Here is a 12,243-nt window from a genome sequence, read left to right on the forward strand (position 1 = left end):
CGCTCATGCCACCCGCGAAACTCAGACTTAAACCGCCACCAGGCGCACGCTGGCGCCTTCGCCAACGCCCAGGGCCTCGGCCGCTTCCATGTCCAGGATCACCGGTTTACCCGGCGCGTAATCGAGCTCGAGCAACACGGCGCGGTAATCCTGCAACTGCGCATTGGCCACCAGGTATTGCCGGCCGGCACCCTTGACCGGTTCGCCGAGCTTGACCGGCACCACGCGGCTCTGGGCAATCGAACGAATCCCCGAGACGCGGGCATGCAGGGTCGGGCCGCCGTCGAAGATGTCGATGTAATGATCGGTCTCGAAGCCTTCGCGCATCAGGATGTCGAAGGTGATCTGCGCACGCGGATGGACCTGCCCCATGGCTTCCTGGGCGGCGTCCGGCAGCAGTGGCACGTAGATCGGGTAATGCGGCATCAGCTCGGCCAGGAAAGTGCGGCTTTTCAGCCCGCACAGACGCTCGGCGGCGGCATAGTTGAGGTCGAAGAAATTGCGACCGATGGCGTCCCAGAACGGCGAATCGCCATTTTCATCGCTGTAGCCGACGATCTCGGTCACCACCGAATCGGCGAACCGCTCCGGATGGCTGGCGACGAACAGCAGGCGCCCGCGGGAATTGAGTTCTGCCCATGGCGTGCCCACCAGGTCCCGGACCACATAGAAACTGGTCAGCAGGCTGTTGCCGGTCAGGTCGTGGCACTGGGAAAGCACGTGGATCTTGTTGTGGATCTTCAGCTCACGGGAGGCATGGACGAACGTCTCGTTGCGAAAGCTGTAGAACGGCTCGGAATAACCGGCCGACGCGACGATGGCCGAACAGCCCACCAGCTTGCCGGTGGCGGTGTCTTCAAGGACGAAGAAATAGCTTTCCTCACCATTGAAACTGACTTCGGCGGCAAACGAGGCTTCGCTCGCGGCGATCTTGTCGCTCAAGCGTTCCACGTCATCCGGCAAGGAAGTGACACCGATCGGACTGTCCGCAGCCAGACGCTGTACCTCGCCCAGATCCGCCATTTGCGCGGGGCGCATCACCAGCATGGTGTCACTCCTTAACTTGAAATAAAGGGTTCGACCAAAAGGGTCGACACAAAGAAAAAAACGGCTTCCTGTGGGAGCAAAGCTTGCTCGCGATGCACACACTGAGTTTCACCTGTCACAACAAGGCGATCCCATCGCGAGCAAGCTCAGCTCCCACAGAAACCTGGCTCCCATGGAGCCAGTTTTCAGGATCAGGCTTGGGTCAGCTTCGCCGCGGCCTTCTCGAAACGGTCCAGGCCGGCGTCGATGTCGGCGTCCTCCACCACCAGGCTCGGGGCGAAACGGATCACGTCCGGGCCGGCTTGCAGGATCATCAGGCCTTCCTGTTCGGCGGCGTTGAAGATGTCCTTGGCCTTGCCTTTCCAGGCGTCATTCAGCACGCAGCCGATCAACAGGCCCAGACCGCGCACCTGGGTAAACAGGCCGTACTTCTCGCCGATCTGCTCCAGGCGGGTCTTGAACTTGTCATGCTTGGCCTTGACGCCGCCGAGCACTTCAGGGGTGTTGACCACATCGATCACCGCCTCCGCCACCGCGCACGCCAGCGGGTTGCCGCCGTAAGTGGTGCCGTGGGTCCCGACGACGAGGTGCTTGGCCAGCGCTTCGGTGGTGAGCATCGCCGCGATCGGGAAACCACCGCCCAGGCTCTTGGCGCTGGTGAGGATGTCCGGGACCACGCCGTAGTGCATGTAGGCAAACAGTTCACCGCTGCGACCCATGCCGGTCTGCACTTCGTCGAACACCAGCAGCGCATCGTGTGCATCGCACAGGTCGCGGGCGCCTTGCAGGTAGGCTTGCTCGGCTGGCAGCACGCCGCCTTCGCCCTGGATCGGTTCCAGCACCACGGCGCAGGTCTTGTCCGAAATGGCTGCTTTCAAGGCTGCCAGGTCGTTATAGGGAACGTGGGTGATACCGCTGATCTTGGGACCGAAACCATCGGAATACTTCGACTGCCCGCCGACGTTGACGGTGAACAGCGTGCGGCCGTGGAAGCTGTTGAGCGCGGCGATGATTTCGTACTTTTCAGTGCCGAAACGATCGAACGCAACACGACGGGCCAGCTTGAAGGCGGCCTCGTTGGCTTCGGCGCCGGAGTTGCAGAAGAACGCACGCTCGGCGAATGTCGCGTCGACCAGTTTATGGGCCAGGCGCAGCGCCGGTTCGTTGGTGAATACGTTGGAGACATGCCACAGCTTGTTGGCCTGCTCGGTGAGCGCGCCAACCAGCGCCGGGTGGGCGTGGCCCAACACGTTGACTGCAATACCGCCAGCGAAATCGATCAACTCGCGACCGGACTGGTCCCACACGCGGGAACCGGCGCCACGCACGGGAATGAAGGCAGCAGGCGCATAGTTGGGAACCATTACCTGGTCGAAATCGGCGCGTTGTACCGCGGCTTGCTCAACGGACATCGGAGTCTCCTGAAGAGAAACACTCGCCTGGAAATGGCGAGCTTGGTGAGGATTGTAAGGACAGTTTTCAGCCCGGCCTTGCCGCCAAGCGACAACTTCTTATAGCGCCAAACCCCGTTTTCATTGGGTTTATGGCAATGCGACAAATAGCGTCGCAAAGGCGCAGTTTAAACGTTGTCGGGGGACTTTAGGCGTCGACGTCCACATTTCCATTGCCAGACACAACAGCAGTTTGGGAAAGGACAACTGTGGCGAGGGGATTTATCCCCGCTGGACTGCAAAGCAGCCCCAGAACAGTCAAATCAATCTATCTGGCGCAGCGAGGTGCCGGGTTCCAGGGGCGCTTCGCGCCCCAGCGGGGATAAATCCCCTCGCCACAGATAAATCTACTGCCTACAAAAGTCGTGAGCGCGCCCTAACCCCGCTCGGCCGGCACCGACGACAATTCGAACGGGCTGCTGCTGCGTCGCTGGTTGCGGTCTTCCCGCGGCGTGGCGCCGAAGAAGTTGCGGTAGGCGCTGGAGAAGTGCGGCCCCGAGGAGAAACCACAGGACAAACCGATCTGGATGATGGATTTGCTGGTCTGCATCAGCATCTGCCGGGCCTTGTTCAGGCGCAGCTCCAGGTAATACTGGCTCGGCACGCGGTTGAGGTATTGCTTGAAGATCCGCTCCAGTTGCCGGCGGGATACGCACACGTGCTGGGCGATTTCATCGGTGGTCAGCGGTTCTTCGATGTTGGCCTCCATCAGCAACACCGCCTGGGTGAGCTTCGGATGGCTGGAGCCGAGGCGATTCTGCAACGGGATGCGCTGGCGTTCGCCACCCTCACGGATGCGCTCGACCACCAGCTCTTCCGACACTGCCCCGGCCAGTTCCGCGCCGTGATCGCGCGACAGTACCGCCAGCAGCAGGTCGAGCACCGACATGCCACCGCAGGCCGTCAGGCGGTCGCGATCCCAGTCGAACAAATGGCTGGTGGCGATGACCTTGGGGAAACGCTCGGAGAAATCGTCCTGCCAGCGCCAGTGCACGGCGGCGCGGTAACCGTCGAGCAAGCCCAATTGAGCCAGCGGATAGACACCGGCCGACAGGCCACCAATCACACAACCGGCACGCACCAGTTGCTTGAGCGCGCTGCTCAGGTTGGAGGCCAGCGCAGCCGGTGGTTCATCAGCCAACAGGAACAGCTTCTGGAGGCCTTCGAGCTTGCCTGCCCAGGGTTCGCCGGGTAATTGCCAGGCACCCTCGCCCGCCGGTTCGGCCTGCAGAAACGAAAGCTCGTAGACCACCTCCGGATGCACGCGCTGAGCGACACGCAAGGCCTCCTCTGCCAGCGCCAGCGTCAAGGCTTTAGTGCTGGGCCAAATCAGGAAACCAATTCGATGGGCAGTCATGGCGGGCGATCCGAAACGAAAACAGTGTTAAAGCCAAAAGCGGCTGCAACCAAATTAGACCATCTGGCACGTGGTGCGCAGCATGACCCAAATCAGGTGCGTAACGGGAGCAATTACTTGAGGCTGCCCGAAAGAAATTGTTGCAGGCGCTCCGATTGCGGATTGACCAGCACTTCACGCGGGTTACCGCTTTCTTCGACAATGCCTTTGTGCAGGAACACCAGTTGGTTCGACACCTCGCGGGCAAAGCCCATTTCGTGGGTCACCACCACCATGGTCCGGCCTTCCAGGGCCAGGGCCTGCATCACCTTGAGCACGTCGCCTACCAGTTCCGGGTCGAGGGCCGACGTCGGCTCGTCGAACAACATGACTTCCGGCTCCATCGCCAGCGCCCGGGCAATTGCCACGCGCTGCTGCTCGCCGCCGGACATGTGGCCCGGATAAGCGTCCTTGCGATGGGCCACGCCCACTTTGTTCAGGTAATGCTCGGCCTTCTCGCGGGCTTCGGCCTTGGCGACGCCCAACACATGCACTGGCGCTTCCATGATGTTTTCCAGCGCGGTCATGTGGGACCACAGGTTGAAATGCTGGAACACCATCGACAGCCGCGAACGCATGCGTTGCAGTTGCTTGGGGTCCGCGGCCTTCAACGCGCCATCCTTGTTGGCCACCAGCTTCAGCTCTTCGTTGTTGAGCAGAATCTTGCCGGCATGGGGTTGCTCAAGCAGGTTGATGCAGCGCAGGAAGGTACTTTTGCCGGAGCCACTGGAGCCGATGATGCTGATCACATCGCCAGCGGCGGCCTTCAGGGACACGCCCTTGAGCACTTCGTGACTGCCATAGCGTTTATGCAGGTCTTGGACTTCGAGCTTGTACATGCGGTCGGTTCTCACAAAACGTCATTCGTTGGGCAGTCGATCGGGTCGACGCGTTATCAGTGCTTGCGCGGGGCCAGGTAACTCAGCCAGCGACGCTCGGCCAGCTTGAACAGGCGCACCAGGATGAAGGTCAGGCACAGGTAGAACACCCCGGCCGTGATGTAAGCCTCGAACGGCAGGTAATACTGGGCGTTCACCGTGCGCGCGGCACCGGTGATGTCGATCAGGGTCACGATGGAGGCCAGACTGGTGGTCTGCAGCATCATGATCACTTCGTTGCTGTATTGCGGCAGCGCCCGGCGCAGGGCCGATGGCAACAGGATCCGGCGATACAGCGTGAAGCGCGACATGCCCATGGCCTTGGCCGCCTCGATCTCGCCATTGGGCGTGGCCCGCAGGCTGCCGGCGATGATTTCGGCGGTGTAGGCGCTGGTGTTGATAGCGAACGCGAGACAGGCACAGAACGTTGCGCTGGACAGCCACGGCCAGAGGACGCTCTCGCGCACGAATTCGAACTGCGCCAACCCGTAGTAGATCAGGAACAGCTGCACCAGCATCGGTGTGCCGCGAATCACGTAGGTATAGAGCCAGGCCGTCATGTTCACGACCGGCTGCTTGGACACCCGCATCAGCCCCAGGGGCAGCGCCGCCAACAAACCGAAAAACAGCGACAGCGCCAGCAACTTCAGAGTGGTCAGCAGACCGCCGAAGTACAGCGGCAAGGCTTCATAGATGACGTTGTAGTCGAAGATCATAGATCAGCCGCCCTTACGCCTACCGAGTAGCGCTTCTCAACGTGACGCAATGCCAGCAACGAGACGCTGGTGATCACCAGGTACATCGCCGCCACTGCCAGGAAGAAGGTGAAAGGCTCACGGGTGGCATCCGCCGCCTGCTTGGCCTTGAACATCATGTCTTGCAGGCCCACCACCGAGATCAACGCGGTCGCCTTGGTCAGCACCAGCCAGTTGTTGGTGAAGCCCGGAATCGCCAGGCGAATCATCTGCGGCACCAGCACCCGGAAGAACACCTGGAACCCGCTCATGCCATACGCCATGCCCGCCTCGGCCTGCCCCTTTGGGATCGCCATGAACGCACCACGAAAGGTTTCCGACAGGTAGGCACCGAAGATGAAGCCCAGGGTGCCGATGCCGGCCGCCAGCGGGTTGAGGTCGATGTAGTCGTCATAACCGAGCATCGGCGCCACGCGGTTGAGCAGGTCCTGGCCGCCATAGAAAATCAGCAGGATCAGCACCAGGTCGGGAATACCACGAATGACCGTGGAATAAAGGTCACCCAACCACGCCAGCCAGCGCACCGGCGAGAGGCGCAACGCGACACCGATCAGTCCAAGGACGATGGCCAGGGCCATGGACGACAAGGCGAGCTGAAGCGTCAACCATGCGCCATCGAGGATGACAGCCCCGTAGCCTTTCAACATGATTCAGGTCCTCGAAAGTGGGATGAAAAAATGGCGCAAACCGCAGGGAGCCTGTTGCTTGCGCCATTTCGCACGAGTGGCGGGACGGTGTTACTTGCCGTAGATGTCGAAGGCGAAGTACTTGTCCTGGATCTGCTTGTACTTACCGTTCTCGCGAATAGCGGCGATGGCGCCATTGATCTTGTCTTTCAAGGCATCGCCCTTGCGAACCGCGATCCCTACGCCGTCGCCGAAGTATTTGACGTCGGTGAAGGCCGGGCCCACGAATGCGAAGCCTTTGCCGGCGTCGGTCTTCAGGAAACCGTCATCCAACAAGGTAGCGTCTGCCAGGGTGCCATCGAGGCGACCGGCGGAGACGTCCAGGTAGATCTCGTTCTGCGAACCGTATGGCTTGATCTCGGCACCCAGCGGGGCGAGGACTTCACGGGCAAAGCGCTCGTGGATCGAACCACGCTGCACGCCGATGTTCTTGCCCTTGAGCTCGGCCAGGCCATCGCTGACCTGGGTACCGGCCTTCATCACCAGACGGGCCGGGGTGTTGTAGTACTTGTTGGTGAAGTCCACGGACTTCTTGCGATCTTCAGTGATCGACATGGAGGACAGGATCGCGTCGATCTTGCGCACCTTGAGCGCTGGGATCAGGCCGTCGAACTCCTGCTCGACCCACACGCACTTGACCTTCATCTCTTCGCACAGCGCATTGCCGATATCGTAGTCGAAACCGACGATGCTGCCGTCCGGGGCTTTCGAGGCAAACGGAGGGTAAGCCGCTTCGATACCGATCTTCAGGGGCTTTTCATCGGCGAATGTCGGCAGGGACAGCACGGACAGTGCCAGGGCGCCAAGCAGCACAAGTTTCTTCATCTTGGGACTCCATCGGTAAAGGGCAAAACGGCAGAGTGAGCAACAGCCCAATATGCGAATGGGTGGAACGAACGTAGGCGCTGCGTCCTAGGAAGCGGGCGTTTTTATCAACGCAAGCCACGACGAGCGAGTGATCGGCATTCTAACGACAGGCCCGAAGTCGATATTTCTTCAATGCGACAACAAATTACAGAAGCATCGAGAAAGCGGTTCGAGCACATTGACAGCCCAGCAAATTCATGCGAAGGCGAAAGAAAGGAAACCAATACACATTGCAAATTGCGGGCCCATTATTCGCAAACCCTTCTAATCCGGCAAGCACAGCATGTCGGCTTATTTTAACGAGAAGCTGCGAATGCCCTGAACCGGGGTTCGACGTTTCCCATCGCCTCGGTACGGTGCCTTTGGTTACACATTTCGAAACATCGGTAACGCCGCGAAAGGTCTGACGCTGAACGTCGATATTTATTCGCAGGAAATGCCACACGCAAAACTCGTGGCGAGGGGATTTATCCCCGCTGGGCTGCACAGCAGCCCCAAGACGGTTGACTTAATCTGTCTGGCACACCGAGGTGTCAGGGTTTAGGGCCGCTTCGCGCCCCAGCGGGGATAAATCCCCTCGCCACAGAGGCATCCTCACCTCATGGGAATGCGTTACACATAAAAAAGCCCCGCCCGGCAAACACCGGGCGAGGCTTTCAGGTGACACGAACCGTCGTCAGGCGACGTTCATGGTCTTGTGCGTCTCGATCAGGTGCGCCACCACACCCGGATCGGCCAACGTGGAGATATCACCCAACCCGTCGTATTCCGCCGTGGCGATCTTGCGCAGGATACGGCGCATGATCTTGCCGGAACGGGTCTTCGGCAAACCGGGTGCCCACTGGATGACATCCGGCGAAGCAATCGGACCAATCTCCTTGCGCACCCAGTTCTTCAGCTCCAGGCGCAGAGCTTCGCTGGTTTCTTCACCGGCATTGAGGGTGACGTAGACATAGATGCCCTGCCCCTTGATATCGTGCGGCACACCGACCACCGCCGCTTCGGCGACTTTCGGGTGGGCGACCATGGCACTTTCGATCTCGGCGGTGCCCATGCGGTGGCCGGACACGTTGAGCACGTCATCCACCCGACCGGTGATCCAGTAGTAGCCATCGGCATCGCGGCGCGCACCATCGCCGGTGAAATACATGCCGCTGAAAGTCTTGAAGTAGGTGTCGACGAAACGGTCATGGTCGCCGTACAGCGTCCGCGCCTGGCCTGGCCACGAATCGAGGATCACCAGGTTGCCTTCGGCCGCGCCTTCGATCAGGTTGCCGAGGTTATCCACCAGCGCCGGCACCACGCCGAAGAACGGACGCGTGGCCGAACCCGGTTTCAACGCCGTGGCACCTGGCAGCGGGCTGATCAGCACGCCACCGGTTTCGGTCTGCCACCAGGTGTCGACGATCGGGCAACGTTCCTTGCCGACGTTCTTGTAATACCAGTCCCAGGCTTCCGGGTTGATCGGCTCACCCACCGAACCCAGCAGGCGCAGGCTGCTGCCATCGGCGCCTTCGACGGCCGCGGTACCCGAGGCCATCATCGCGCGGATGGCGGTGGGCGCGGTGTAGAGGATATTGACCTTGTGCTTGTCGATGACCTGAGCCACCCGGGTGATGTCCGGGTAGTTCGGCACGCCTTCGAACAGCAGCGTGGTCGCGCCGTTCGCCAGCGGACCGTAGACGATGTAGCTGTGGCCGGTGACCCAACCGACGTCGGCGGTGCACCAGTAGATCTCGCCCGGCTTGTAGTCGAACACGCGCTCATGGGTCATGGCCGCATACAGCAGGTAGCCGGCCGTGGTGTGTTGCACGCCCTTTGGCTTGCCGGTGGAACCGGAGGTGTAGAGGATGAACAGCGCTTCTTCAGCGCCCATTTCCTTCGGCGCGCAAACGGTGCCGGCGACTTTCATCAGGTCTTCGTACCAGATGTCGCGGTGCTGGTTCCACTTGATGTTGCCCGCGGTGCGCTTGCATACGATGACTTTCTGGATGCTGCTGGTTTCCGGGTTGGTCAGCGCGTCGTCGACGTTGGCCTTGAGCGGAATCTTCTTACCGGCACGAACGCCTTCGTCGGCGGTGATCACCACTTTGGATTTGCAGTCGATGATGCGACCGGCCAGTGCTTCAGGCGAGAAACCACCGAACACCACCGAGTGAATCGCGCCGATCCGGGTGCAAGCCAACATGGCGACCACGGCCTCGGGGATCATCGGCATATAGATGGTCACCACATCGCCGCGATGCACGTCCTGGCCGCGCAGGGCGTTGGCGAACTTGCAGACTTCTTCGTGCAGTTCACGGTAAGTGATCTTGCGGCTCTCGGCCGGGTCATCGCCCTCCCAGATAATCGCGACCTGATCGCCACGTTCAGCCAGGTGACGGTCGAGGCAGTTGTAGGAAACGTTCAAGGTGCCGTCGGCAAACCACTTGATATCGACATGGTGATCGTCGAAGGACGTCTGCTTCACCGTAGTGAACGGCTTGATCCAGTCGAGGCGCTTGGCCTGCTCGCGCCAGAAGCCATCCGGGTTGACCACCGACTGTTGGTACATGGCCTTGTAGGTCGCCTCGTCAGTCAGCGTACTGGCTGCTACCTCGGGACGAACGGGATACAGAGAAGCCGCACTCATGTTTCTTACCTCGGTGACATAGTTGTTTTTGTATGGTCCCGTTGTAGCCCGGGGCGGGCCTATAGAACCATTCGACGATGGTAGTAACAAGTCCCTACAAAATGTCGGTACTAACGTGCACGACCATAATCACAACCATTCCCTGTGGGAGCGAGCCTGCTCGCGATGACGCCAGTCAATCCAGAACATATCCAACAGACATGTCTCCAGTTTCTGGCGATTATTACCAAATCAACCAAAAGTCTTTATCAAAACCCGGTCTGTTTGCATCCACCCCCGCTCCCTAGAATCCACCCCGCCAACCGGCAAACACGATTGACGCAACACAGCCCCCACGAAGGCCGTTAATCAAACTTCCCAAACCTGCTCCACACGCAACCCCAAAAAGGTTGCGTGACCCCACTCGACCTCAAGAAAGGTGAAATAAGATGAAAGCTTTATGGGTCCTGGTCCTCGGCAGCCTCTGCGCAACGGCGATGGCAGACGAGGCCCCGACCGATGTCGCCCGGCAAAAACCCGCCATTGAGGAGTACACCTACTCCACCCACCTGGACATTGCCAAAATCATCTCCATGAGCGCGGTCCCGAATGTCTGCGAAGTAGTCCCGGCGAAGATGGAATACGAAGACTCCAAAGGCCAGCTCCATATCCTGCGCTACAGCGTCATGGGCAACGGTTGCTCCAACGGCTGATCATTACCGCTATTTTCCAGGGCCCGATTCTGATCGGGCCTGGTTGTGTCTGGCGACGTCCAAAACCCTTCCCAAACACAACATGTAGTGTAAAAACGCAAAATCAGGTCGTTTTTTGATCAAAAAATCATGCCGTTCGATTCATGCAAAAAAATTCTATAACCGCCAAAGCCTTGTAAACCCTCGCTCCAACGCGGATACGCCCCCTGCCGTGCCCTCCGTGGGCGATTTCCCCGCACCACGTAGGCAAAAAAGTCCTTATAATGCCGCCTTAAACGGGCCTGCAATATTCCCTTACAGGGGATCAAGCCAGCCTGAAGCCCACGCAAAGGCCCCTCGCCTCTTCGCGTTCACCGCCGCTTCAGCACAACCCGTACATTTTTCTGTTTATTGCCTGCGTCAGCTGCAAGAAACGATTTTCCAAGATCCACCGCCGCCAGCAGGCCATCACCAGGCTTCTGGCCCTCACGCAGGAGACGACACGTCATGCTGAGCTGGGACGAATTCGACAAAGAAGACGGCGAAGTCGCTGTAAAAGGCGCCAACGCCGGCCACGCTTCTGAAGCCAACATGGACCGCCTCGACAGCGCCGGCGGTGCCGCCGCGCTCGAAGCCCGCGCCGTGACGGCCAGCGACTCGGCCGCGATCATTCGCGCCAAGGCCGCCCTCGACAAACTCGACGTCGCCGAAGGCCTCGCCGAACTCGAAGGCGCCTCCGCCCGTGTCGCCGTCGATGAAAAGCGCATGATCAACTGCCGCGCCGACCTCAACCAGCTCGTGCCATTCAAATACGACTGGGCCTGGCAGAAGTACCTGGACGGCTGCGCAAACCACTGGATGCCGCAAGAAGTCAACATGACCGCCGACATCGCCCTCTGGAAAAATCCGGAAGGCCTGACCGACGACGAGCGCCGCATCGTGATGCGCAACCTGGGCTTCTTCTCCACCGCCGACTCCCTGGTCGCCAACAACCTGGTCCTGGCCGTATACCGCCTGATCACCAACCCGGAATGCCGCCAGTACATCCTGCGCCAGGCCTTCGAAGAGGCGATCCACACCCACGCCTACCAGTACTGCATCGAATCGCTGGCCATGGATGAAGGTGAAATCTTCAACATGTACCACGAGATCCCATCGGTCGCGAAAAAAGCCGCCTGGGGCCTGAAGTACACCCGTTCGATCTCCGATCCGAAGTTCGAAACCGGCACCCCGGAAACCGACAAAGAGCTGCTGCGCAACCTGATCGCCTACTACTGCGTCCTGGAAGGCATCTTCTTCTATTGCGGTTTCACCCAGATCCTCTCCATGGGCCGCCGCAACAAGATGACCGGCGTCGCCGAGCAGTTCCAGTACATCCTGCGCGACGAATCCATGCACCTGAACTTCGGCATCGACGTGATCAACCAGATCAAGATCGAAAACCCGCACCTGTGGGACGCCGAGATGAAGGAAGAAGCGACCCAGATGATCCTGCAAGGTACGCAGCTGGAAATCGAATACGCCCGCGACACCATGCCTCGCGGCGTGCTGGGCATGAACGCGGCGATGATGGAAGACTATCTGAAGTTCATTGCTAACCGTCGGTTGTCGCAAATTGGCTTGAAAGAGGAATATCCGGGGACTACGAACCCGTTCCCTTGGATGAGCGAGATCATGGACTTGAAGAAAGAGAAGAACTTCTTTGAGACGCGAGTGATTGAGTATCAGACGGGTGGGGCTTTGAGCTGGGATTGATTCAAGAAATCCTGAGTTGAACCTGTCAGCTAACGCTTAACTAAAAACCCCGTGAAAACGGGGTTTTTAGCATTTGCAGAATCAACCGTGTTTAACGCTAGAACA

10 protein-coding genes are annotated in these 12,243 nt (G+C 59.6%); 2 read left to right on the forward strand and 8 right to left on the reverse strand.

Going from position 1 to position 12,243, the window contains the following annotated elements:
- Window positions 1-27: 27 nt before the first annotated feature.
- The 8 genes from aruF to acs all read right to left on the reverse strand — a co-directional run bounded on the left by aruF (window position 28) and on the right by acs (window position 9,712).
- Window positions 28-1,047, reverse strand: coding sequence for an arginine/ornithine succinyltransferase subunit alpha (aruF, locus tag LOY35_RS21550; RefSeq protein ID WP_144930305.1), 1,020 nt, complete (start codon window positions 1,045-1,047; stop codon window positions 28-30).
- A gap of 191 nt (window positions 1,048-1,238) precedes the next feature.
- Window positions 1,239-2,459: an aspartate aminotransferase family protein gene (locus LOY35_RS21555; RefSeq protein ID WP_258626939.1), complete on the reverse strand. Its 1,221-nt coding sequence runs from the start codon at window positions 2,457-2,459 to the stop codon at window positions 1,239-1,241.
- 415 nt (window positions 2,460-2,874) lie between these two features.
- The gene (gene argR / locus LOY35_RS21560; RefSeq protein WP_047701099.1) at window positions 2,875-3,855 is read right to left on the reverse strand and encodes a transcriptional regulator ArgR; all 981 of its coding nucleotides are present in this window, start codon (window positions 3,853-3,855) and stop codon (window positions 2,875-2,877) included.
- A gap of 113 nt (window positions 3,856-3,968) precedes the next feature.
- Entirely contained in the window at window positions 3,969-4,733 is a 765-nt protein-coding gene (locus LOY35_RS21565; RefSeq protein ID WP_175363326.1) for an ABC transporter ATP-binding protein, read from the reverse strand.
- A gap of 56 nt (window positions 4,734-4,789) precedes the next feature.
- Window positions 4,790-5,488, reverse strand: coding sequence for an ABC transporter permease (locus tag LOY35_RS21570; protein ID WP_258626944.1), 699 nt, complete (start codon window positions 5,486-5,488; stop codon window positions 4,790-4,792).
- On the reverse strand, window positions 5,485-6,174 hold the full coding sequence (locus LOY35_RS21575; RefSeq protein WP_258626946.1) for an ABC transporter permease: 690 nt from the start codon (window positions 6,172-6,174) through the stop codon (window positions 5,485-5,487). Before LOY35_RS21575 ends, LOY35_RS21570 begins: the two co-directional genes overlap by 4 nt.
- Window positions 6,175-6,264: 90 nt before the next feature.
- Window positions 6,265-7,038, reverse strand: a complete 774-nt coding sequence (locus LOY35_RS21580; RefSeq protein ID WP_258626949.1) for an ABC transporter substrate-binding protein — start codon at window positions 7,036-7,038, stop codon at window positions 6,265-6,267.
- A gap of 718 nt (window positions 7,039-7,756) precedes the next feature.
- Window positions 7,757-9,712, reverse strand: coding sequence for an acetate--CoA ligase (gene acs, locus LOY35_RS21585; protein ID WP_047701102.1), 1,956 nt, complete (start codon window positions 9,710-9,712; stop codon window positions 7,757-7,759).
- Window positions 9,713-10,140: 428 nt separating this feature from the next.
- On the opposite strand from acs, the gene LOY35_RS21590 reads away from it, so the two are divergent.
- Both LOY35_RS21590 and LOY35_RS21595 read left to right on the forward strand, forming a co-directional pair.
- Window positions 10,141-10,404 carry a DUF2790 domain-containing protein gene (locus tag LOY35_RS21590; RefSeq protein ID WP_258626952.1) on the forward strand — a complete coding sequence of 88 codons (264 nt, stop codon included), beginning with the start codon at window positions 10,141-10,143 and terminating at the stop codon, window positions 10,402-10,404.
- 486 nt (window positions 10,405-10,890) lie between these two features.
- The gene (locus LOY35_RS21595) at window positions 10,891-12,138 is read left to right on the forward strand and encodes a ribonucleotide-diphosphate reductase subunit beta (protein ID WP_024776511.1); all 1,248 of its coding nucleotides are present in this window, start codon (window positions 10,891-10,893) and stop codon (window positions 12,136-12,138) included.
- The last annotated feature ends 105 nt before the right edge of the window (window positions 12,139-12,243 follow it).

This window comes from Pseudomonas sp. B21-028, from assembly GCF_024749045.1.
Taxonomy (GTDB): Bacteria; Pseudomonadota; Gammaproteobacteria; order Pseudomonadales; family Pseudomonadaceae; genus Aquipseudomonas.